Here is a 24,569-nt window from a genome sequence, read left to right on the forward strand (position 1 = left end):
TTTTCTTTTATCTCTTGAATTGTCATAATCATATTTCAGCTATCTTTATAAGATGTAAAATAAATGAATATCAATAGAATACCCCATAACACAAAGGAATATAAAACAACAAAAAAGGAATAAATTATTTTCCACTAGTTATTTTATATCTTTGTAAAAAAGAAAAAATTATAAAAATGAATTTAGATATAACAGCTAAAAAAATACATCAGGGAAGGAATATAAAAAGACTCCGTGAAATGTTAGGGGTAAAACAAGAATCTTTAGCTATTGAATTAAATATTACCCAAGCAGGGGTATCTAAGTTGGAAGATAAAGAGGTTATAGAAGAAGAAACATTAAAAAAAGTAGCTGAATTTCTAAAGTTACCTGTAGATGCTATCAAAAATTTTAATGATGAAGGTGCTTTAAATTTTATTGCAAATACTGCTAATAGTTATGATTCGTCGACAAGTCATCAATTTTATTTTAATTTCAACCCAATTGATAAGATAGTAGAACTTTATAATGAAAAAGAAAAGTTGCACAAAGAAAAACAGGATCTATACGAAAGAATGCTAAAAGAAAAAGATGAGCTATTGGCAAAGTTTCTTAAATAGGTTTTCAACTTTTAAACCGGATTTAAACTTCTTTTAAATAATTTTCTCACGTAAAATAAATATAATAAATAAAGAGTAAGACGCCTTAAAATATATGGACGTTTTTATTATTTATTAGTGAAGGAAGAATAAAAAAATCTAACAATAAAATATTGCGACTGGTAGAGGAGGTAAAGCACTGGTAGATGATTGGTTAAAAATTTATCGTTCCTTTTTTCGGAACATTGTAAAAAGAAAAAAGCTTAAAATATTGACTGACAATAAATTAAGCTTTTGTATCTGTAGCCCGTAGGGGAGTCGAACCCCTCTTGCCAGAATGAAAATCTGAAGTCCTAACCGATAGACGAACGGGCCTACTAATATTTTTACTTTATGCTAATGCGTTTACGTGCTTGTTTAATTTAGATTTTAAGTTAGAAGCTTTATTCTTATGAATAATATTTCTTTTAGCTAACTTATCAATCTGAGAAAAAACAGATGGCAATTTACCTTCCGCCACAGATTTATCTGTTTCAGCTCTTAATTCTTTAATAGCTGTACGAGCTGATTTGTGGTAATACTTATTACGTAACCTTCTTACGTGATTCTGTTTTATTCTTTTTATTGCTGATTTATGATTTGCCATTTTTAATTCTTTCTTTTCATTATCTATTCGCGGTGCAAATGTAATTATTTTTTATTTCTCCGCAAATATACTTTTTCATTTAATTTTTTTGTAGACCCACAGGGATTCGAACCCCGACAAACGGTACCAAAAACCGGTGTGCTACCGTTACACCATGGGTCTGTACCAACAAAAAAACCTTAACTGAAAAATCAAGGTTTTTCTTGTTGTGGGCGATGCAGGATTCGAACCTGCGACCCCCTGCTTGTAAGGCAGGTGCTCTGAACCAGCTGAGCTAATCGCCCCTTTAAAACAAAGACTTTTAAGAACTTTTCTTAATTACTTTGTTCCGTAATTGGATTGCAAATATACGCTCATTTTTCATACTTGCAAATATTTTTTTTAAAAAATTTCAGAAACTACAAAATTACTTCCTCCTATAAATATCAAATCCTCTTTGTCAGACTGGATTTTAGCCGCTTCTAGCCCTTCTGCTACACTATTGAATTTTTGATAATTTTTAAAGTATATATTGATCTTTTCTGAATATTCATCGGGATGAATTCCCCGATAAATTGCTGGTTTAACAAAATAATATATGGCATGAGGTGGCAGCAGAGGAAATATTTTATCCAAATCTTTTCCTTTTACAAAACCTATAACGATCCTTAATTTTTTATACTTTACAAGTTTAAATTGCTCTACCAATTGTTTAAATCCATCCTCATTATGTGCCGTATCGCAAATAATCATTGGATTTTCTTTTTGCAAAACTTCCCATCTTCCTCTGAAATTCATGTTTTTTTTGACATGCAATAATCCAGCTTTAATGGTGTTCTCAGATATTATATATCCTCTATCTCTTAGTACCTCTATAATACCTAAAACTGTTTTTTTATTCTTTTCTTGATAAATGCCTTTGAGATCTGAATCATATGTTACTATATTTTTTGTTGCATCCATATATTCTGCACAACGTTCTTGGGCTATATGAATAAGTAATTTTTTAATTTCTTCTTTTTCTTCTCCAATTACTATGGGTACACCTGTTTTGATAATTCCCGCTTTTTCAATGGCAATTTTTTCAAGAGTATCTCCTAATAGATCGACATGATCCATCGAAATACTAGTAATAGCGCATACTTCAGGAATAATGATATTGGTTGAATCCAATCTACCTCCTATTCCTACTTCAATAACTGCTATATCAACTTTTTGTTTGGCAAAATAGCTGAAAGCCATAGCAGTGGTTAATTCAAAGAATGATGGATTAAAATCTTTAGTAAAATAATTTCTTATTTTAATTAAAAAATCGTATATAAAATCAGCGGAACATTCTTCTCCGTTTACTCTGATTCGCTCTGTAAAATTTTTAAGATGCGGTGAGGTAAATAATCCTACCTTATATCCTGCTTCTTTTATTATAGAAGCGGTCATATTGGAAACGCTTCCTTTCCCGTTGGTCCCGGCAATATGTATAGATTTAATTTTTTTGTGAGGATTATCTAAAATTTCGCATAATTTTAAAATATTTTCAAACCCAGGTTTATATGCCGAATTCGCTACATTTTGATAATTTGATACCTGAGTATATAACCACTCTAAAATTTCCTCGTATGTCTCCATAACATTATCTAATCAATTTTTATAATATTAAAATTACAATGATTTTTTTATTATGGGATCTTTATCTTCGCTTTGTATCTCAAAAATATCTAATGAAGGAAATATTTTATTACCTTACCATCATAGTAATGTGATGATTGAACTTTTATTTAATTCCGATAATTATATTCTAATTTTTTTACTTTTTCTTTACAACACCTACATATTTTCCTTCAAAGCCTACAATAACACTTTCCAATTTATTTTGGTTTACCCAATCCATGAATGCGGAATTATCGCCAATATCATCACTGATAAAAAATCCATTTTTTTCAATCCTCTTCCATAATAAAGGATAGGCCCACAATCTTCCCTTATAACTTTTATCACTGTCGTAATGAGCTATATCAAAAGTTTTTTGCTTTTTAAAAATTTTAGGCAGCGACTCTTTATCTGCTTGTGTAAATAATTTCCAATATTCTTTTAGTTTTTCAGGTATTACACATCCAACCCAACGATCGTTATTCCTATCCAAATATGGCATATCTGAGCTATACAATTTGCCATCTCTTTTTTGTAAAGATAATAAAATGGCTAAGGAACTCCATCCATAAGCTACTCCAGTTTCAATAACATTTTTTGCCTGTGTGTGCTCGCATAAGGCGTATATTAAATCCAATGCTCCTGCTCCTCCCATTTTAACTGGACACTCCGTTTCATTTTTTTTTGCTTTTGCCATTCTTTTAGGAAAGTCCTTATATAAGGAATATTCTTTGTTTGTTAATTGATAAATTGCTTCTTCCTGACTAATGGCTCTTTGCATACACCAAATTTCGGATTCTTTTTTTCCTTGAATCGCACTATCTCTATCAAAAATATTTTTATTGATTTTTCTTATTAATTCCGGATACAATTGAGGCCTAGCTAAATAACCGAACAAAGTCTTTAAAACTAAATGCATTAATTCAATGTTTTTATTATACAAAAACTATTAATTCATTGCTTTTATTGTATTAAAGCTAATATATGACGAAAATGTAATTTAAACATTTACATTATTGTGTCTCAAAAAAAATTGGATATATAAAAATTATCGTGAATATGAATTTTATTGTCTCTTTTTTTGATTTCTCTCATATTAATAAAAACAATAGTATATATGTAGGCTAATTTTAAAATATAAATTTAAAATCATACTTTAGCTGTATTTAATCTTTTAATCCATCACTAAATTTTATAAATGCCGAATAAAAAAACACAATACATAAAGACTTTTCAAAAATTGTTATATAATTTTATGAGAAATGAGAAGTCAGTAGGTGTTTTGCTAATTATATGTACAATTATTTCAATATTGTTAGCAAATTCTTCCTTTCATACTATATATTACAAATTATGGGAAATGCCCATTTCTTTAAAATTCGGCAATTTAAATTTCTTCAGTTTACAAGGAAATTCTTTAACCATATCTGAATTTATAAATGACGGATTAATGAGTATATTTTTTCTTATGGTTGGGTTAGAACTAATTCATGAAGTATATATAGGAAAGCTTTCTAAATTCTCCCAGGCTCTTTTACCAATTTTAGGTGCATTTGGGGGTATGATTGTTCCGGCAGGCCTCTATGCTTACTTAAATTTCGGTAATGAGACAATTTCAGGAGCCGGTATCCCTATGGCTACCGATATAGCATTTGCATTAGGCATCTTAAGCTTATTGGGAAAAAAGGTCCCCCTATCCCTACGCATTTTTCTTACTGCTTTAGCTGTGATTGACGATTTGGGAGCAATTTTAGTTATTGCTGTTTTTTACACTAAAAATCTTTCTCTGTATTTTCTATTTTTAGCCTTGGCTATATGGATGTTATTGTTATTATTTAATCGTTTGAATGTAAAATGGTTATTCCTTTATATTTTGGGAGGTATCGGAATTTGGTATTGTTTGTTACATTCCGGCGTACATGCCACTCTTGCAGGTATATTAGTAGCACTGACTATACCTTTCAATAATGGCAAAGCTACCCAATTATTATCCTTGCTAAAATATCCTGTAAACTTTATAATTATACCTCTTTTTGCTTTAGCCAACACTGCTCTTCCCATTCAATTAAATTTTCAAGAGTTTTTCTCTCAACCTTATTGTCTTGGAATCTTTTTGGGGTTAGTTGTTGGAAAACCTCTAGGAATTCTACTTTTTACTTACTTGGCTAATATTTTAAAACTATGTAAGCTTCCTTTAGAAACAAGCTGGAAACAAATGCTAGGCATTGGTTTTCTAGGAGGAATTGGATTTACTATGTCTATTTTTATTACTTTACTTGCTTTTAATCCGCTAACACAATCCGAATATATTAACCATGCAAAAATTATGATTTTATTTTCCTCACTATGTTCAGCCTTAATTGGATACACATATTTATATATAATATATCAAAAAAAGAAAATTTAACGAAAATCTTTTGTATTTTCACACCCATAAACCAAAGATCAATATGAAAAAAATATTTTTATCACTTTTACTAACGTTTTTTATAATGACAACAAATGCACAAATTTATAAAGCAAAAATAGCAACAGATCCAAATGGTTATATCTATGAAACAGTATCAAATGACCCATCAAACTCAAGAATATATACACTAAAAAATGGCTTAAAAGTATATTTATCAAGGAACGATGACGAACCAAGGATTCAAACCTATATTCCGGTGCGGACAGGATCTGCTAATGACCCATCCGAAAATACAGGTCTTGCTCACTATTTGGAGCATATGATGTTTAAGGGGACCAGTAAACTGGGAACGTCAAACTGGGATAAAGAATCTGTATTATTAGCTCGTATTTCAGATTTATATGAACAACATAAGGTTGAAAAAAATCCTAACAAGAAAAAGGAAATTTATAAAAAAATAGATGAGGTTTCCCAAGAAGCATCCAAATATGCTATAGCTAATGAATACGATAAAATGATTTCAGAACTTGGAGCTACTGGGACCAATGCTCATACTTGGCTCGATGAAACAGTTTATAAAAACAATATCCCTTCCAATGAATTAGAAAGATGGTTATTTGTTGAAAAAGAAAGGTTTTCCGAATTGGTTTTAAGACTTTTTCATACTGAACTTGAAGCCGTATATGAAGAATTTAATCGTGCACAGGATAACGATATGCGTTTGGTAAATTATGAGATGATGGACGCTTTATTTCCAACTCATCCTTACGGGCAACAAACTACTATAGGAACATCCGAGCATTTGAAAAATCCTTCTATGAAAGCTATCCATCAGTATTATGAGACGTATTATGTTCCAAATAATATGGCAGTAGTTCTTGCAGGTGACTTAGATTTTGATACGACCATCCAATTGGTAGATAAGTATTTTGGAAGTTTCCAATATAAAGAATTGCCGGTGCTAAATAGACCGATCGAAAAGCCTTTAACATCTGTCGTAAAAAGAGTTGTAAAAAGTCCTTCTTCCGAAAGGATTCAAATAGCCTTTAGATGTGAAGGAGCAGGAAGTAAAGAAGCGCTTTACACGAAAATGGTCAACATGATTTTAAATAATTCGGGAGCTGGCTTAATTGATATTAATATCAATCAAAAACAGTTAGCTTTAGGCGCGGGTTCTTATACCTCATTTTTCAAAGAATACGGCCTTCATTCTTTATATGGAGCCCCCAGAGAAGGTCAGACACTGGAAGAATTGCAAAAACTCTTATTAGATCAGCTTGAGATAATTAAAAAAGGAAATTTTGAAGACTGGTTAATTAAGGCTATAGTAAACGATTTAAAAACACAACGTATAAGTAGCTGGGATACTTCCAATGGAGTAGCAACAGAAATGTATAATGCTTTTATCCAAAACCTTTCTTGGCAAAACATACTTGATGAACTCAACGAATTAGATAAGATAAGTAAAGAAGATATTGTCAAATTTGCGAACAATTTCTATAAGGATAATTATGTTGTCGTTTATAAAGAAAAGGGTACGAACAATAAACTCGTTAGAGTAGAAAATCCGGGAATTACTCCTATAACCTTAAACCGTACGGAACAGTCCGACTTTTATAAAAAATTTGCCCAAATTCCTGAAAAAGAAATTCAACCTCAATTTATAAATTATCAAAGCTTAATTAAGTTTGATAATGTAAAAAATACTTCTCTTGCTTACATTAAAAATAAAAATAATGAATTAGGAGAACTGTACTATATCTTCAATTTCGGCTCAGACAATAATGAAGAGTTAGCTCTTGCTTTAAATTATCTCTCTCTTTTAGGTACAGAAAAATACACAAAATCTGAACTTGAAAAAGAATTTTACAAAATAGGCATTACCTATTCTATACAGGTTCAAAATGAACTCATATTTTTAAGCCTACAAGGATTGGAAAAAAATATTCCAAAAGGAATTGAATTATTTGAGCATTTATGGAAGTATGCTAAACCTGATTCCGAGACTTATCAAAAATATGTACAAACAATTCTTAAGGCGAGAAAAAACTCTAAGTTAAATAAGCAATCGATTTTAAATGCCCTTGCTCAATACGCTAGATTTGGAGAAAATAATAGAATTAGAAATAATATTTCTGAAAATGATCTTCTAAATAAAAATCCTTCGAACTTGGTTAATCTAAGTAAAGGTCTTTTCGATTACAAACATGAAATTTTTTATTTCGGCCCGAATGAATCTTTAATAAAAAAAGCAATTCAGAAATATCATAATTTCGGAACATCAAAGGAATATTCAACTCCTATTATTTACAAAGAAATTGAATCTGACGGCAGTTTATTTTATTCTCCTTATGATATGGTACAAACGGAGATACTTTTCCAATCAAGAGGTAAAAAATTTGATATTACCAAGATGCCTTACGCAAAAGTATTTGGAGAATACTTTGGAAGAGGACTTTCTTCTATCGTCTTTCAAGAAATACGTGAAAGCAAGTCTTTAGCCTATTCAGCCTATGCAAGTTACTCTGTTGCTTCAGACAAAGATAAATATGATTTTATTTCATCATATATAGGCACGCAAGCAAATAAATTGCCGCAAGCTGTGGATGCCATGAAAGAGCTTATGAATAATATGCCGGAAATTGACAAACAATTTACCAATGCTAAGAAAAGTGCTTTAAAACAAATTGCATCTGACAGAATTACTAAATCAAACATTTATTGGTCATATCTTTCAGCTAAAAAAAGAGGCATCGATTACGATGTAAGAAAAGATATGTATTCTCGCATCCAAACGCTACAACTTTCCGATCTTAGAGATTTCTTTAATCAAGAAATTAAAGGAAAAATTTACAATGTATCTCTAATTGGCAAAAAAGAAAGCTTAGATTGGAACTCTGTTAAAAAACTTGGAAAAGTGAAAGAACTTAGCATTGATGAGTTATTTAATTATTAAGAAATTTATAAGATATGAGTTAAAAATTTCATTTCTTCAAAAAACTATATGAATTACACCAAAATACCGAATATAATATTCGGTATTTTTTATATTTAAATCATAGATTTGATTTTATTGAGTATTTAATTTATTTAATGAAACGGCTTTGTACAGGGTATGTTTAAATTTTAAACGTCAATTTTAATTTAATTTTTAATAATTTAAAGATATAAATCTAAATCTCCTTTCCCCTGACGTAAGATTTCTGCCTCACCTGATGTTAAATCAACAACCGTAGAGGGTATATATCCTCCCGCTCCACTGTCAATTACTATATCTACTACTTTATCATATTTTTCGGCAATTAATTCGGGATCAGTAGAATATTCCATAATTTCATCATCATCATGGATAGAAGTGGAGGCTATAGGGTTCCCTAATTTTTCAACTATTATTCTGGGGATTTGATGATCTGGAATTCTTATACCTACTGTCTTTTTATTTTTATAGTAAGACGGTAATGTATTAGAAGCATTTAGAATAAAAGTAAAAGGACCTGGTAATGCCCTTTTTAGTAGTTTAAATAAATTATTATTGATAGGTTTTGAATATTGTGAAAGGTTGCTTAAATCATTGCATACAAAGGAAAAATTGGTTTTTTCTAATTTTACGTTTTTAATTCTCGAAAGCTTTTCCATAGCTTTATGATTAAAAATATCACACCCTAATCCGTAAACTGTATCGGTTGGATATACAATTATCCCATCCTTTTTTAATACCTCTACTATCTCGATTATATATTTTTCTGACGGATTATCCGGGTAGATTTTAATAATTTTTGCCATCGCGCGAAATTTATTAACCTTAATTCATTTACAAAGTTATATTATTCTTTAACAAAATCCAATGAGGTTGAATTCACGCAATATCTTAATCCAGTTTTTGTTGGACCATCATTAAAAACATGTCCCAAATGTGAACCGCAATTAGCACATAGAATCTCAATACGTGTCATTCCATGAGAAGTATCTAACTTTTCAATAATTCGTCCTTTCACGATTTCCTGGTCAAAACTAGGCCAACCGCAGTGAGATTTAAATTTGGAATTACTATCAAACAATACTGTTCCACAAGCTTTACAGATATACACACCCTTTTCAAAATGCATATTAAATTTACCGCTATATGGAGCTTCTGTTCCTTTTTCTCTTAATACATAATATTCTTGGGAGGAAAGTTCTTTCTTCCACTCTTCTTCAGATTTTACTATCTTCATTTGTATTTCTTTTTTACTTCCAAACAACTTGTCCTTAGATAAGCAAGATATCAATATGACAATCGTTACAATTACAAAGTATAATCGTTTGGTTATTAGCGCCATCCTTACAAAAATCAAAATTCATTCCAATAAATTAGCCATTTTTAAGGACCATCACTAAATTCATTATTATACACATCTAAGAGTAAAAAGAAACTAGAAAGTAATATTGGACCGAATATTAATCCTATAAATCCGAAAATATTCATTCCTAAAATTACTCCGAAAATAGTAATCAAGGGATGTACATCATCCAATTTTTTTAAAATTGTAAAACGTGCAATATTGTCGGAAGTTCCTATAATTATAATTCCATATAATAATACAAACACAGATTGCCATGTATCTCCTGAAGCAAATAATAAAATCGCAATCGGTACGTATGCTAATGCAGAGCCGACAATAGGCAACATAGAAGCAAAAGTAGTAACAGCAAACCAAAACCATAAATTATCCAACCCAATAATACTATAACCAATGACTCCAACAATCCCCTGAATTATAGCAACCAAAGGTATTCCTACCGCATTTGATTGTATCATTTTTTTCAATCGATGACTCAATCTTATGGTATTTTCTTCTTTTAATGGAGACCATTTTAAAAATGTGCTTTCCATTTTCCTAATATTCATAATCATAAAATAAAATAGAACAAATGAAAAAAAGAAAACCACAACGGTATTCACTGTTGAATTTAATATCCTTGGCACAATTTTACCTACCCAAGCAGTAGCTTTAATGATATTATCCTTACTTAATATATTAAGCCCGTATCTAACCTGTAAATCATTTACAACTTCTACAAGGGAATCATTTATCTTATTGAAATATGTTATTGCTGTTTGTACCTGAGAATAGGTAAGCTCAATGATAAAGAAAATCGGAATCGAAATAATTATGGAGGCTAATAAAAAAACAATAATTATTGATAGCCACTTTTTTAATCCCTTTTTCTCTGTTAAATATAAAAAAAAATCTTTTGAAAGAGCATATAAAGTTATAGCTCCTAATAAACTTGGAAGAAATACAGCCAACTGACTAATAATTAGAATAAAAAGAGCTATTATTAGTATAAGAAATAAAATCTGATGTATTACTTTTGCACTTATTTTTTCCTTCATTGTTCCCTGTAAAATATAGTAAATGAGACTATTCTTTCATTTTTACTAAATATTCAATGGCTTCTTCATATCCGGGCAGCCCTTTTCCTTTGATCTGATGTACACACGCATCCTTGATTACAGAAATCTTTCGAAATTCTTCTCTTTTTTCGATATCCGAAATATGAACTTCTATAGCAGGTGCCGTTACCGACTTCAAAGCATCATATATTGCATAAGAATAGTGAGTGTAAGCTCCCGGATTAATTACAATGCCATCATATTTAAATCCTCTTTGATGAATTTTATCAATAATCGAGCCTTCATGGTTAGTTTGATAGTATTCCAATTTCAAATCTAAAAATTTCTTCTGTAAATGCTTAAAATAATCTTCAAACGAATAATGACCGTAAATATCTGTCTCTCTTTGACCTAGCAGATTTAAATTGGGACCATTTATAATTAATATTTTCATAATCTTTTTTACGAATATAGTAAAGAATGAATGAAATAAACATAAATTTTGATAAAAAAAAATATTTAAGTATATTTGCACACCTGAAATTAATGCCCAGGTGGCGGAATTGGTAGACGCGCTGGACTCAAAATCCAGTGGTAGCAATATCGTGCGGGTTCGATTCCCGCCCTGGGTACATAAACATACTCTGTTTACTTCCTATTTATTATATTCATCATAACCTTTACCTAATTTTATCTCACATCCAGATTTTAATTTCATCTCAAATATTGTATACCCTACAAATAAAAAATAAGAGACCTTTAAAGATAAAGTCTCTTACCATTTAAATTTTTAAAAATGTATAAACTTATTTTATTTCTATTTAATTTTAATTAAAAAATCTTTCTTGGGATGTCTTACCTTGGGATAATTTACGTTCCAATCGTTATCTTCATCTCTATATCCTAAAGGAAGCATAACCACACTTTTCAACCCTAACTCTTTTAAATTTAATAGCTCATCTATGGCCTCATTTTCAAATCCTTCCATTGGTGTTGTGTCTACTTTCAACTCGGCAGCGGCGGCAATTGATAACCCAAAAGCTATATAAGTCTGTTTAGCAGCATGCTCAAAATTAAGTTCTGCAGCTCTGTTCAGGTATACTCCTTTGATACGATCAGTATAACTTTTGTAAGCATCTGCTGGCTGATTTCGTTCTCCGGTAATATGACCGTAAATGGTATCTATCCTTTTTTCTGTATAATTATCCCAGGCAGCAAATACTAAAATATGAGAACAGTCTTCTACTTGTTTTTGGTCCTTGGATATGGAAACCATCTTTTTTTTCAATTCTTGGTTTGTAATTTCTATAACTTTAAAGGGCTGTAGGCCTGAAGAAGTAGGGGCAAGCCATGCAGCCTCAATAATTTGATCAACTAAGGATTGCTCTACTTTTTTAGAAGGATCAAATTTTTTAGTCGCATACCTCCACTGCAATGATTTTATTAATTCCATATCAATTTTACTTTCTTTTAAATATTTATCTTTTAATTCTTCTTTATTTTTACACTTGCACTTGTTCGTAACGATGGTTAATAGCTTATAAAATTGTTTTTGATACTCTAAAAATTCTTTTTCTTTCATGCATAATTCCTTTTTCAGAATTCGATGAATTATATAAGCGTTTTCTTTCATTTTTCTCCCTTCTTCAGAAAGATAAATGAACATATGTCTTTCATCCTGCTTAGAGCGACATCTCAAAATGAGACCGTTCTCTTCCATTCTTTTTAAAAGAGGAGTTAATGTCCCGCTATCCAGCCATAATAATTTGCCAATGTTTTTTACACAAATTTCTTCATATTCCCATAAAACCAGCATGACTAAATATTGTGGATAGGTGATTCCCAATTTGTCCAAATATGGCCTGTACAAAGTTGTAATTTGCCTAGACAAGGCATATATCGGGAAGCACAATTGGTCTGTAAGTTTTAAACTATCCATATCATTTTAGATTGAACAAAATTAAATTGCGCACAATTAATAAGCAAATTTATTTTATAGAAAGATTATTTTAAAGTATAAATATTAAATTGATTTATTTGCAACACTCATCCATTATTTACACCAAAGCTTCTTATTCTTAATAATTTCATTTTAATGGGAGTTTCTATATACTATTTGTACCTTTGCACATACGTTATAAATGTATAAAGACCTAAAAAAATTTAATCAATTCAATGATTGAGTTAAAAAATATTACCAAAACATTCGAATTTAAAGGCAAGAAAAATATAGCCCTTTCCGATATTTCTTTATCTGTTCCTGCTGGAAAGATTGTGGGGGTAATCGGGGAATCGGGTGCCGGAAAAAGCACACTGATCAGATGTGTTAATTTATTGGAAAGACCTAATTCAGGAGAAGTATGGATTGATGGCCAAAACCTTATGACTCTTACTCCTTCTAAATTAGCCTCCGCTCGTACCAATATAGGTATGATATTTCAACATTTCAATCTACTTTCTTCTCGTACAGTATTTGAAAATATAGCTTTTCCTTTGGAATTAAATCGTACCCCTAAGTCTGAAATAAAAAAAAGAGTATATGAGCTTATAGAATTAGTAGGACTTACTGATAAATTAGATCAGTATCCAGCAAATCTTTCAGGTGGACAAAAGCAAAGAGTAGCTATCGCCAGGACACTTGCCAACAACCCTAAAGTGTTGCTATCCGATGAAGCTACCAGCGCACTTGATCCAGCAACGACTCGCTCTATTCTATCTTTGCTTAAAGATTTAAATAAAGAATTAGGAATAACAATTTTACTTATTACCCATGAAATGGATGTAGTCAAGCAAATTTGTGATGATATAGCTGTAATGAATGGGGGAAAAATTATTGAGCAGGGAAGTGTTTCAGAAATTTTTTCGAATCCTAAAACAGAATTGGCTCAACGTTTTATATCTTCTTCACTACATTTAGAAATACCTATAGATTATCAAGAACGTATAACTCCTATATCCCAAGAAGGAAAACACCCGTTATTGAAATTACAAATATCCGGAAATACGGTTGACGAGCCGGTATTATCGGAAATTTCAAGGCTCTTTGATACTAATAATAATATCATAAGTGCACAAATGGACTATGCAGGCGGAATTAAATTCGGCGTTATGTTAACAGAAATTATCGGCAATGTTTCCAATGAACAGGCTGCCATAGAATATTTACAAAGTAAAAACATTAAAGTAACTTTATTAGGATATGTCTAATTCAATTATTGATCTCTTAGCAAAAGGAACCTGGGAAACTATTGTTATGACTTTCGTCTCCGGTTTTTTTGGATATTTACTAGGGTTACCCGTTGGAATCCTTTTATTTATCACACGTAAAGGACAGCTTAAAGAAAATCTTGTTATCAATCATACGGTTTCTACCATAGTTAATATTTTCCGCGCGATACCGTTTATTATTTTAATTGTATGGATGATTCCTTTTACCCGTATGATCGTAGGAACTTCTATTGGGGTACCTGCTGCATTAGTACCTTTAAGCTTAGGTATCGCTCCTTTTATTGCAAGAATGGTTGAAAACAGCCTTATAGAAGTTCCCAATGGTTTAGTGGAAGCATCGAAAGCTATGGGGGCCACTCCCCTTCAAATTATTAAAAAAGTATTACTTCCGGAAGCTTTACCTTCGCTTATTAATTGTGCTACGATTTCTTTAATCACATTGGTTGGATATTCGGCAATGGGAGGAACAGTCGGTGCGGGTGGGCTAGGTAAGATTGGATACCAAGAAGGATATGTAAACAAAAACATGGAAATTATGAATTTTGTATTATTATTATTAGTTTTACTTGTTTTTGCTATACAATTTACCGGAGATTATCTTTCAAAAAAAGTTGATCACCGATAAAACTTAATTACATAAATTACAAAATCGAGAGTTTAATATATAATTATAATGAAAAAATTAATAATCTTTACCTTTATTATTTCTGCTATATTATTTAGTTCTTGTAAAAAAGATCAAGCAAAAAATCCGAATTATATTAAGGTAGGTGTAGAATCAGGACCAGAGTTTGTAGTCGCACAAACCGCACAAAAAATTGCTAAGGAAAAATATGACTTAGATGTAGAATTAGTGGAATTTAATGATTATATTTTACCTAACACTGCATTAAATGATGGCGATATAGACATTAACATTATTCAACATAAACCTTTTTTAGATAATATCATCAAACAGAGGGGATATAAGTTAGCCATTGTCGGAAATACTTTTATTTATCCCTTGGCAGGATATTCTAAAAAAATTAAATCAATTGAGGAGTTACAACCCGGTAGTACAATTGGAATACCTAATGATGCTACCAATCGAGGAAGAGCCTTATTACTATTACAAAAAGAAGGGTTAATAAAATTAAAAGATCCGAAAAGTCTTACTTCCAGCGCTTCTGATATAATTGAAAATCCTAAAAATTTAAAAATAGTTGATTTAGATCCTGCCATCCTAACAGAAATTCTTAATGATAATAAAGTAGCGGTTGCAATTATCAATAATACCTTTGCTGCAAAAGATGGTTTTACCTTAAAAGACGGTCTGTTTGTTGAAGACAAAGATTCTCCTTATATGAATGTAATTGTTTCGAGAGAAGATAATAAAGACGCAGAAAATGTAAAAAAGTTTGTTAAGGCTTATCAATCAGATGAAGTTGCAGAAACTACCAATCGTGAATTTAAAGGAGGAGCTGTCAAAGGATGGTAAGTAAATAATTATATATCAATACAACAATTAATTTTTAATGACTATTTTTAAATGGCTTAAAAGATTATTTTTTGCATTAGTTTTACTATCCATTATTATGGTCTTTGTATATAAATGGTTACCGGTTCCTTATACGCAATTAATGTTAAAAAGATATCTTGTAAATGGTGCGAAAATAGAAAAAAAATGGATTCCTTTGGACAGTATACCAAACTCAATAAAATTGGCAGTTATTGCAAGTGAAGACCAAAATTATCTTAAACATAAGGGGTTTGATTTTAAGGAGATACAAAGAATTATTGTAAAACTAGAAATTACTAAAAGAGGAGGTAGTACCATTTCACAACAAACCGCAAAAAATGTATTTTTATGGAATGGCAGAAATTTTATACGAAAAAGTCTTGAAGCTTATTTTACTTGCTTGATAGAATGGATCTGGGGAAAAAAAAGAATTATGGAAGTTTATTTAAATGTAATAGAATTTGGTGATGGTATTTACGGAATAGAGGCTGCTTCTAAACATTACTTTCATAAATCAGCCTATAAACTTACTAATAGTGAAGCTGCAACTTTAGCTGCTCTATTACCTAATCCTAGAGTATATGGAAAAGATATTAATGGGAATTTTATCCAAAAAAGAAAAGTTTGGATTTTGCGTCAAATGTCAAACATAAAGGATTTGGTAAAATTTTCTCAATAATAAACTATAACCTATAAAAAATTGAAATGTTAAAAAAAGTTTTTCTATTATGCTTACTTTCTCAATTTTGCTTTTCTCAAAAAGCGTTAGAAAAAATTTACAGCTCGTCGGTGAATGGAATTCAATTATTCAATCCCGATACGAATGATGAAACCCCGTTCATACAAATGGGAAAGGGTATGTTTGTATTAACTTTTGATATTTTAGATAAAGGTTATGAAAAAATATATTATACTATAAAGCATTTTGACAGGAATTGGAATGAAGATCAGCTTTTTGAATCCGAATATATTGACGGATATACCTTACCTCAAATATATGATTATCAACCCTCTTTTAATACACGACAAAATTATACACATTATACTTTGGAATTTCCTAACAAAGACATGCAACCTAAAGTTTCCGGAAATTACCTTTTGACTGTTTATAATGAAAATCACAAACCCTTATTTAGCAAAAGAATTTCATTTTATGAAGATTTTGCACATATCAATGTGGGATATGAAAGATACTCAACAGCTAAAAATTCAAATATAACACAGCGAGTAATAGCGCAGGCTTCTGTTTCGGGAATCAATTCAATTTCGACCAGGCAACTTTCTTTATGCATATTGCAAAATAATAATTGGAAAAATAGCATTTGTAATATAGAACCTCAATTTGTTAACGGAAATTCTTTCACATTTGGACAATTATCTAATGCTTTCGAAGGGGGTAATGAATTTTATACTTTCGATACTAAAAATATTTCTGTACCCGGTTATGGAGTCTCAGAATCTCAAGAAAGCAACCCTTTATATCTTACGTATTTATATCCGATTGCTCCTTATCCTTTAGATTACGCATATAATCCTGATGTAAATGGTGCTTATTATTTTAGACGCTTTGATCTTAATCAAGAAAGGGATGCTAGACGCGAAGGAGATTATACTCCTGTTAATTTTTCAGTAGCTTTTAGTAAACCCTTAGATGATAAAGATTTATATATTGTGGGATTATTTAATAATTACGAACTTTCCGATTCCAATAAAATGATTTTTGATGAAATTCAAGGTAGATACGTGAAGACCATAGTATTAAAGCAAGGCTATTATAATTATACTATAGCAACCGTCGACAAAAAAAACGGTCAGCTTAGCCTTTCGGAAATTCCAGGATCTTTCTGGCAAACTGAAAATCTCTACCAGAGTCTGTTATATTACACACCTTTTGGCGGAACATACGATGCACTTATTGGATATGGTGAAATTAGAGCTAATAGACTATAACGTAAACGCTGCTTCTATAGTCTTATTTATTATTCTTTTAATAAAAACTAATAAAATCACCTTATATTACCGTAGGTTTACTATTTTTGTTAATTAAAATAAATGAAATAAAAATAAATCCATGTATATACTTTTTAAGAACATACACCATTATGTAGGTATGATAACACTTGTTTTTATATTATTACTTACTGTTGTATCGTTTATTTATTACTTACAAGAAAGAACAATAACCGGACAAGTTAAAAAAATATCATTAATAACTTTAATATTTACACATACACAAATAATTATTGGATTAGTATTATTTTTCAGTTCTCCTATTTTTCAATCTTCCAGTATTAAAGATATTATGGGAATCGGTTCTATTAGAAGAAACTATGTTGAACACCCATTTTCAATGATTATTGCGGGAATATTGATAACTATAATTAATGCACGGATTAAAAAAGTACCGAAAATTTCAGTATGGACACTCCTTATGTCAGCAATATCTCTTGCTTTAGTAATTGGAATGATTCCTAAGGCATTTTGGAACAGTTTAATTTCTTAAAAAATTAAAGTATTATAAATCATTTAAGTATATCATTTATGAAAATCGCAATTGTTGGAGTAAGCGGTGCTGTAGGGCAAGAGCTTCTCAAAGTTTTAGATCAAAGAAATTTTCCTTTAACCGATTTAGTGCTTTTCGGATCCAAGAGAAGTGCCGGACAAACTTATACATTCAAAGGAAAAGAATATAAGGTCAAGGAACTCCAACATAATGATGATTTTGAAGATGTAGATTATGCTTTGGTATCTGCCGGAGGAAGTACCTCTTTGAATTTTGCTGAAACAATTACCAAGCACGGAGCTATTATGATAGATAATTCATCAGCATTCAGAATGGATGATGAGGTTCCCTTGGTCGTACCTGAAGTCAATGCTGAAGATGCTTTACATACACCAAAAAATATTATTGCCAATCCTAACTGTACTACCATACAAATGGTTGTATCACTAAAACCCATTGAACAACTCTCACATATAAAAAGAGTTCATATTTCTTCCTACCAATCTGCTTCGGGTGCAGGCGGAGAAGCCATGAATGAATTAATTGAACAATTAAAACAATCTTCTTTAGGAGAAGAGGTAAAAGTTGAAAAATTTGCTTATCAATTAGCTCTAAATTTAATTCCTCATATTGATGTTTTCACGGATAATGGATATACGAAAGAAGAAATGAAAATGTTTAATGAAACCCGTAAAATTATGCATTCGGATATAGCAGTATCTGCGACCTGTGTTCGTGTACCTGTTATGAGAGCACATTCTGAAAGCATATGGGTGGAAACTGAAGATGAATTAACTGTAGAACAAGTTAGAAATGCCTTCGAAAACTTTAATGGGATAGTAGTGGAAGATAATCCTTCAGAAAAAAAATATCCTATGCCTCTATTTCTTTCGGGAAAGGATGAGGTTTTTGTAGGTAGAATACGTAAAGACCTTACCAATCCAAAAGGTATAGCTTTCTGGAGTGTAAGCGACCAAATACGAAAAGGAGCGGCTCTTAATGCAGTTCAAATCGCTGAATATTTGATTAAACACAAAAAATAACAAATTTACAGTAGATAAAGTCATTGAATTGAAAAGTGTATGCTAATTTAAGTAAATTAGTATACACTTTTTTAGTTTATAAGATATACAAACAACAAGTTTTGTAACTTTGCTTTCATGAGTGCCTTAAAAACTTTAAATCCTTATTTTTATAAACATAAAAAATTACTCTTATATGGAGTTATTTTCATAATTTTATCTAACATCTTAACGATCTTTCCTATAAAATTTATTGGAAAGGCTGTCAACATTATAGCCCAATCTCTAACGAGCACAGAAGTTCAGGATAAAAACCAATTATTTAAAAAACTTCTTTTGTATGGTGGAATTATTGTTCTAGCTCCTATTATTTCCGGTATCATGAAGTTTTATATGAGGCAAACCATTATTGTTGCTTCCAGGAGGATTGAATTCGAGCTTAAAAATAATATATATAAACATTATCAAACCCTTTCTTTTACCTTTTATAAGAAATCTAAAATAGGTGATCTTATGAATCGTATTAGTGAAGATGTTGTAAATGTTCGACAATATTTAGGCCCCGGAATTATGTATAGCGCTAACTTATCAATAATGCTTATAATTATTATCGCATGTATGTTGGAGTCTGATCCCGTAATGACCTTTTATGCTATTATTCCTTTACCTTTCTTATCTTACATTATTTACAACCAAAGTACGATTATCAATAAGAAAACTAAAATTGTACAGACTAAACAGTCTGAACTATCATCTTTTGTACAAGATTCTTTTTCAGGCATAAGAGTTATAAAATCCTTTACCAAAGAAGACTATATTATTTCTAAATATGTAACTAAGTCTAATCAATATAGGGAAGAATCATTGTCTCTTTCTTCAACAGAAGCTTTTTTTTCTCCATTAATGATTCTTCTGATAGGATTGAGCAATTTATTTATACTTTATATTGGAGGCGAACGATATATAAACGGTAAAATTAGTGTGGGAACGATTACTGATTTTTTCCTTTACCTTAATGTATTAATATGGCCGTTTACTGCACTCGGATGGGTAATATCAATGACACGTAGAGCAGAAGCTTCTATGGAAAGAATAAACGATTTTCTCAATGTTAAAGAGGAAATAAAAAATACAAATTCAAACATTTATCCGATAAAAGGAAAAATTAGATTTGAAAATGTTTCCTATACATATCCCAATACTGGAATTAAAGCACTAAATAATATTTCTTTTGAAATACTGCCCGGAGAAACAATTGTATTCATGGGGAAAACCGGTTCTGGAAAATCTACTATTGCCTTATTATTAGAACGACTCATTGAGCCCGATTCCGGTAAAATTTTTGTTAACGATAAACCACTTTCGGATCATAATTTAAGTTTAATTAGAGATAAAATCGGATATGTACCTCAAGAAAGTTTTTTATTTTCAGATACAATTTTCAGTAACATTTCTTATGGAGTGGAAAATGCCAAGATGGAAGATGTTATAAAATTTGCTAAAAAAGCTGAAATTCATTCTAATATTATAGAATTTAAAGATAAATATCAAACTGAAGTAGGAGAAAGAGGTGTAACTCTATCTGGAGGTCAAAAACAACGCATTTCCATTTCCAGAGCTCTTATAAAAGAACCTGTTATTTTTTTGTTTGACGACAGTTTATCTGCGGTTGATACAGAAACTGAAGAAAAAATATTATCCAACATAGAAAACGATATAGACATTAAAACTACTCTGATAATTACGCATAGAGTTTCATCAGCTAAAAATTCGAGCAGGGTTATCGTATTAGATCAAGGTAAAATTATTGAGATAGGAACTCATTCCGATCTTATTTCAAAACAAGGTTTTTATTCTGAATTGTATAAAAAACAAATTACGCAAAAACTATCGTAAAAACAATTGCTATTTTAAGAGTATTTTTTATATTTTTGCTCTGTTTAAACAAAAAAAGTAATATTTTATTATCCCTTAAAAGATATAATTTAAGGCAATAAAAAACAAAACACATATATGATGAATGATTTTGAAAATGTAGAGAAGAAAGAAAACGAAATTTTCTCTAAAGTATTAAGAGCAGGAAAAAGAACTTATTTTTTCGATGTAAGAGAGACTAAAGCAGGTGATTATTATTTAACAATTACTGAGAGTAAAAAGAACATTTCTGAAGAGGGTGCTTTAGGTTTCAAAAAATTTAAAATTTACTTATATAAAGAAGATTTTAAAAATTTTAAAGACATCTTTGAAGAAACTACCGCTTTCATCATTAAAGAAACCGGAGAAAAAGTTATATCTGAAAGACATAGAGACGATTTCCATTTGCAATCTGAAGAAAATAAAGACGGAGCAAATCCTACAAATATCTCAAATTATACAAATGTTGAATTTGATGATATTTAGTTCGTAACTTATTAAAATATAAACGTATTCTACATAAATAAAACAGATAGTTGATGTTCAACTATCTGTTTTTTATTCTAATTATAAATTTAACTTTTATTTAACATTTTAAAATAAAATGTTAAATATTTGTAAAAAAAGTTAAAGTGATCATATATATATACATATGATTATTATTTTTGATAACCAAAAAAATTTTTGTATCATCTTTGAATTTATGAAGTCTATTTTGAATTTATGAAGTCTATAATAAAAATACTTTTTGTTATTAATGTCCTTTCAATAACTACTACTTCTTGTGTGTCTAACTATGTAGCCAGCAATGATACTTATAAATATCCAACTACCAACGAAATGTTGGTGTCGTATCATCCAAAAAATGTTAAAATTTCAGATCCAGTTTTAGTTAGTAATGAATATCATTCTACTACTACCAACACAAAAAAAGATGTAGTTTTTGATGAAGACAGCAATATTTATGCCGAAAAAAATTTTTCTAAAACTGCATATAATTTATTGAGCGAAGCTAGAACTTATTTAGGAACTCCCTATAAATATGGAGGCACAACAAGACGTGGAATAGATTGTTCATCTTTTGTTCAGCATGTATTTGCCGCATTAAATATTTCTTTACCTCGGACATCAATCGAGCAATCACATAAGGGAACATATGTTTCCAAACATAATTTGAAAAAAGGAGATTTAATTTTCTTTGCACACACTCCTAAAAGCAGGATTTCTCATGTTGGAATTGTAGAAAGTGTAAGCCCTTCTGGAGAAATATTTTTTATTCATGCCTCTTCATCAAAAGGCGTTACTATTTCTTCTCTTGATAAAGCTTATTGGAACTCAAAATTCAGAACCGGTAAAAGAATTTTAAATTCAGATTCAGATGAGGAAGCTCAAAATAATGACAAAATAGCTAAAGCTTCCGTATAAAATAAATTTATAAACATTAAAGGGGTGCTGTTTAAAACGGCTGAGATTATACCCTAAGAACCTGGACAAGTAATGTTGTCAAGGGAAATCTTAGATGAAGATTTCAAGTATTTTGAAATCTTATTTATTTTAGTTCAATTTAAACTATCCCTGGTATTAAATAATTATGAAAAAAAGGGATTGGTTTTATTTTATTATTGTTCTTTTAAGTGTTAATCTTCATGCGCAGAAAAAAAAAGATTCAATTATTCAGATACAAGAAATTATTGTTTCTGGAAAAGCCCCTATAAGTAAAGAACGAATTACTGCAAAACAATTGCAAGAAAAAAATCTGGGACAAGACATCCCCTATTTATTAAAAAATAATCTTTCAATAGTTTCAACTTCAGATGCTGGAGCCGGTGTTGGTTATACTAGTTTAAGAATTCGAGGTAGTGATCAAACTCGAATTAATGTAACTCTAAATGGTGTACCTATAAATAACGCTGAGTCTCAAGGTCCTTTTTGGGTTAATATGCCGGATATTGCCTCTAGTTTATCCAATCTTACCATACAACGTGGAGTTGGAACCTCAACTGAGGGTGCAGGTTCTTTCGGTGCAAGTATAAACGCAAAAACACAAGCACCTTCCAGCAAACCCTATTTTCAAACTGATCAATCTCTTGGTTCTTTTAAAACACATAAACATACTTTTGGACTAGGAACAGGAAATCTTTTTAATGAAGCACTAAAAATTGATGCTAAAATTTCTTTTATTAAATCAGATGGATATATTGACAGAGCTTTTTCCGATCTATTTTCTTATTATGTCCATGGTTTATATGAGAAAAACAATACTACTGTCGGATTTATGACCTTCGGGGGTAAAGAAAAAACGTATCAATCTTGGAATGGTATTGATGCCCAAATGATGAAAAAAAGAAGAACGTTTAATTCTTGTGGAGCTATTTATGATAGTGACGGAAATATAGTTCGTTATTATAACAATGAAACGGACAATTATAATCAAAATCATTATCATTTTTATATAAAAGAAAAATTAACCCCTGTTTGGACTATTAATTCAACATTTTTTTATACTCATGGTAAAGGATATTATGAAGAATATAAACAAAATTCCAAATTATCCAATTATAAACTAAAAGATATAATTATAGGGAATGAAATCATATCAAAATCAGATTTAATTAGAAGGCAATGGTTAGATAATAATTTTTACGGCATAGTAAATAGTTTATCGGGGAATGTCAACAAATGGAATTTTGAAGTTGGTATAAGCGCAAACAGTTATGAAGGATATCATTATGGAAATGTTATTTGGGGCGAATATTTCTCAAATGGACATATTGATCATGAGTATTATAGAAATAAAGCTATTAAAAATGAAGTTTCGAGCTTTTTTAAAGCTATATATGACCTTACTCGGAATTTAGAATTATTTGCCGATATACAGTATCGTTCCATTTATTATAAAGGTCATGATGTACCGGGGGGGGAAAGTATATTTAAAAATGGTGGCACAATCAAATTTAATAAAAATTACAATTTTATAAATCCGAAAATTGGTACTTCTTACAAAATTGAAAAGGGGACGATATATGTCACATATGGATTAGCTCAAAGAGAACCTAGCAGAAATGATATATTAGAAAACTCAAATGTCAAAGCAGAATTAATGCACAATGTTGAGTTGGGTGTTCAACAAAATTTCCATAAATTTTCATATTCGGTAAATTGGTATGGGATGTATTATATTAATCAATTAGTATTAAGCGGAAAAATTAATGACGTGGGAAGTTTTATTCGAGAAAATAGTGGTAAAAGTTACCGAACCGGCATCGAGCTTTCATCTTCTTATCAATTAACTAAAAAGATATCATTATCTGCAAATTCAACAATAAGTATCAATAAAAATATAAACTCTTCTTCATATATCGAAAAGCTTGGAAATACGCCTATTGCTTTTTCTCCCAGCTATATCGGTAATCTTATTGCAGAATGGAAACCTATAAAAAAACTAAATTGTAAATGGATAAATCAATATGTAAGCAGTCAATATTTAACAAATGAAAAGCCTAAAAACGGTAAATTAGAGGGATACTTTGTTTCAGATATGACATTCGAATTTTCGCCCTCATTATTATCCATGAAATACCTTAATTTTAAACTTGCCTTAAATAATATTTTTAATTGTAAATATGAAAATAACGGATATTATAACGATAATACTCCTTATTATTATCCTCAAGCCGGTTTTAATTTTTTAACCGGTATAAGTCTAAAGTTTTAAGTAATAATCTTAGATAAAAAAAATTTATTTTAGTTGATCAATTCTGATTTAA

General features: G+C 30.3%; 22 protein-coding genes, 4 tRNA genes and 1 riboswitch. Of the genes, 15 read left to right on the forward strand and 11 right to left on the reverse strand.

What is annotated here, in order from left to right:
* Nucleotides 1-176: 176 nt before the first annotated feature.
* Nucleotides 177-599 carry a helix-turn-helix transcriptional regulator gene (locus tag Q0T35_RS10315; protein ID WP_295812907.1) on the forward strand — a complete coding sequence of 141 codons (423 nt, stop codon included), beginning with the start codon at nt 177-179 and terminating at the stop codon, nt 597-599.
* 282 nt (nt 600-881) lie between these two features.
* Here Q0T35_RS10315 and Q0T35_RS10320 read toward each other — a convergent pair.
* From Q0T35_RS10320 to Q0T35_RS10345, 6 genes are all read right to left on the reverse strand, one after another.
* Nucleotides 882-953: transfer RNA gene (locus Q0T35_RS10320), tRNA-Glu, on the reverse strand.
* 16 nt (nt 954-969) lie between these two features.
* A complete protein-coding gene (rpsT, locus tag Q0T35_RS10325; protein WP_295812902.1) occupies nt 970-1,224 on the reverse strand; it encodes a 30S ribosomal protein S20 in 255 nt (84 codons plus the stop codon).
* 91 nt (nt 1,225-1,315) lie between these two features.
* A tRNA-Gln gene (locus Q0T35_RS10330) sits at nt 1,316-1,386 on the reverse strand.
* A gap of 47 nt (nt 1,387-1,433) precedes the next feature.
* A tRNA-Val gene (locus Q0T35_RS10335) sits at nt 1,434-1,508 on the reverse strand.
* 97 nt (nt 1,509-1,605) lie between these two features.
* Entirely contained in the window at nt 1,606-2,829 is a 1,224-nt protein-coding gene (locus Q0T35_RS10340; protein WP_295842983.1) for a folylpolyglutamate synthase/dihydrofolate synthase family protein, read from the reverse strand.
* A 178-nt stretch (nt 2,830-3,007) separates the two neighbouring features.
* Nucleotides 3,008-3,769, reverse strand: a complete 762-nt coding sequence (locus Q0T35_RS10345) for a class I SAM-dependent methyltransferase (RefSeq protein ID WP_293916942.1) — start codon at nt 3,767-3,769, stop codon at nt 3,008-3,010.
* Between the two features lie 336 nt (nt 3,770-4,105).
* Here Q0T35_RS10345 and nhaA point away from each other — a divergent pair, with 336 nt between their 5' ends.
* Both nhaA and Q0T35_RS10355 read left to right on the forward strand, forming a co-directional pair.
* Nucleotides 4,106-5,257 (forward strand): Na+/H+ antiporter NhaA, encoded by a 1,152-nt coding sequence (nhaA, locus tag Q0T35_RS10350; protein WP_293916941.1) that lies wholly within the window; start codon nt 4,106-4,108, stop codon nt 5,255-5,257.
* A 43-nt stretch (nt 5,258-5,300) separates the two neighbouring features.
* Nucleotides 5,301-8,216, forward strand: coding sequence for a pitrilysin family protein (locus tag Q0T35_RS10355; RefSeq protein ID WP_295812893.1), 2,916 nt, complete (start codon nt 5,301-5,303; stop codon nt 8,214-8,216).
* 203 nt (nt 8,217-8,419) lie between these two features.
* Here the strand turns inward: Q0T35_RS10355 and Q0T35_RS10360 are convergent, their stop codons facing one another.
* From Q0T35_RS10360 to Q0T35_RS10375, 4 genes are all read right to left on the reverse strand, one after another.
* Nucleotides 8,420-9,043, reverse strand: coding sequence for an L-threonylcarbamoyladenylate synthase (locus Q0T35_RS10360; RefSeq protein ID WP_295842984.1), 624 nt, complete (start codon nt 9,041-9,043; stop codon nt 8,420-8,422).
* Between the two features lie 41 nt (nt 9,044-9,084).
* Nucleotides 9,085-9,474 carry a peptide-methionine (R)-S-oxide reductase MsrB gene (gene msrB / locus Q0T35_RS10365; RefSeq protein WP_295842985.1) on the reverse strand — a complete coding sequence of 130 codons (390 nt, stop codon included), beginning with the start codon at nt 9,472-9,474 and terminating at the stop codon, nt 9,085-9,087.
* 146 nt (nt 9,475-9,620) lie between these two features.
* The gene (locus Q0T35_RS10370; RefSeq protein WP_293916936.1) at nt 9,621-10,637 is read right to left on the reverse strand and encodes an AI-2E family transporter; all 1,017 of its coding nucleotides are present in this window, start codon (nt 10,635-10,637) and stop codon (nt 9,621-9,623) included.
* Between the two features lie 28 nt (nt 10,638-10,665).
* Nucleotides 10,666-11,091 carry a type II 3-dehydroquinate dehydratase gene (locus Q0T35_RS10375; RefSeq protein WP_295842986.1) on the reverse strand — a complete coding sequence of 142 codons (426 nt, stop codon included), beginning with the start codon at nt 11,089-11,091 and terminating at the stop codon, nt 10,666-10,668.
* 94 nt (nt 11,092-11,185) lie between these two features.
* Between Q0T35_RS10375 and Q0T35_RS10380 the strand changes: the two genes are divergently transcribed.
* Nucleotides 11,186-11,269, forward strand: a tRNA-Leu gene (locus Q0T35_RS10380).
* Nucleotides 11,270-11,454: 185 nt separating this feature from the next.
* On the opposite strand, the gene Q0T35_RS11205 is transcribed toward Q0T35_RS10380, so the two are convergent.
* Entirely contained in the window at nt 11,455-12,576 is a 1,122-nt protein-coding gene (locus Q0T35_RS11205) for a nitroreductase family protein (protein WP_366937745.1), read from the reverse strand.
* A gap of 236 nt (nt 12,577-12,812) precedes the next feature.
* Here Q0T35_RS11205 and metN point away from each other — a divergent pair, with 236 nt between their 5' ends.
* The 11 genes from metN (at nt 12,813) to Q0T35_RS10445 (ending at nt 24,517) form a co-directional block, all read left to right on the forward strand.
* Complete coding sequence (gene metN, locus Q0T35_RS10395) at nt 12,813-13,844, forward strand: methionine ABC transporter ATP-binding protein MetN (protein ID WP_295842988.1); 1,032 nt, start codon at nt 12,813-12,815, stop codon at nt 13,842-13,844.
* Nucleotides 13,837-14,490 (forward strand): methionine ABC transporter permease MetI, encoded by a 654-nt coding sequence (metI, locus tag Q0T35_RS10400; protein ID WP_293916929.1) that lies wholly within the window; start codon nt 13,837-13,839, stop codon nt 14,488-14,490. The genes metN and metI overlap by 8 nt, the downstream gene beginning before the upstream one ends.
* 48 nt (nt 14,491-14,538) lie before the next feature.
* A complete protein-coding gene (metQ, locus tag Q0T35_RS10405) occupies nt 14,539-15,342 on the forward strand; it encodes a methionine ABC transporter substrate-binding lipoprotein MetQ (protein ID WP_293916926.1) in 804 nt (267 codons plus the stop codon).
* A gap of 37 nt (nt 15,343-15,379) precedes the next feature.
* Entirely contained in the window at nt 15,380-16,042 is a 663-nt protein-coding gene (gene mtgA, locus Q0T35_RS10410) for a monofunctional biosynthetic peptidoglycan transglycosylase (RefSeq protein WP_293916923.1), read from the forward strand.
* 26 nt (nt 16,043-16,068) lie between these two features.
* Nucleotides 16,069-17,313, forward strand: coding sequence for a type IX secretion system plug protein domain-containing protein (locus Q0T35_RS10415; protein ID WP_295842990.1), 1,245 nt, complete (start codon nt 16,069-16,071; stop codon nt 17,311-17,313).
* 121 nt (nt 17,314-17,434) lie between these two features.
* Nucleotides 17,435-17,866 carry a hypothetical protein gene (locus Q0T35_RS10420; RefSeq protein ID WP_293916918.1) on the forward strand — a complete coding sequence of 144 codons (432 nt, stop codon included), beginning with the start codon at nt 17,435-17,437 and terminating at the stop codon, nt 17,864-17,866.
* Between the two features lie 38 nt (nt 17,867-17,904).
* The gene (locus Q0T35_RS10425) at nt 17,905-18,909 is read left to right on the forward strand and encodes an aspartate-semialdehyde dehydrogenase (protein ID WP_295842991.1); all 1,005 of its coding nucleotides are present in this window, start codon (nt 17,905-17,907) and stop codon (nt 18,907-18,909) included.
* Nucleotides 18,910-19,026: 117 nt separating this feature from the next.
* A complete protein-coding gene (locus tag Q0T35_RS10430; protein ID WP_295842992.1) occupies nt 19,027-20,784 on the forward strand; it encodes an ABC transporter ATP-binding protein in 1,758 nt (585 codons plus the stop codon).
* Nucleotides 20,785-20,904: 120 nt separating this feature from the next.
* On the forward strand, nt 20,905-21,288 hold the full coding sequence (locus Q0T35_RS10435) for a DUF3276 family protein (protein ID WP_293916912.1): 384 nt from the start codon (nt 20,905-20,907) through the stop codon (nt 21,286-21,288).
* A 237-nt stretch (nt 21,289-21,525) separates the two neighbouring features.
* Complete coding sequence (locus Q0T35_RS10440) at nt 21,526-22,227, forward strand: C40 family peptidase (RefSeq protein WP_293916910.1); 702 nt, start codon at nt 21,526-21,528, stop codon at nt 22,225-22,227.
* 10 nt (nt 22,228-22,237) lie between these two features.
* Nucleotides 22,238-22,331: riboswitch (TPP riboswitch) on the forward strand.
* Nucleotides 22,332-22,393: 62 nt separating this feature from the next.
* Nucleotides 22,394-24,517 carry a TonB-dependent receptor plug domain-containing protein gene (locus Q0T35_RS10445; RefSeq protein ID WP_295842996.1) on the forward strand — a complete coding sequence of 708 codons (2,124 nt, stop codon included), beginning with the start codon at nt 22,394-22,396 and terminating at the stop codon, nt 24,515-24,517.
* Nucleotides 24,518-24,569: the final 52 nt, after the last annotated feature.

It is taken from the genome of uncultured Apibacter sp., from assembly GCF_946479295.1.
Taxonomy (GTDB): domain Bacteria; phylum Bacteroidota; class Bacteroidia; order Flavobacteriales; family Weeksellaceae; genus Apibacter.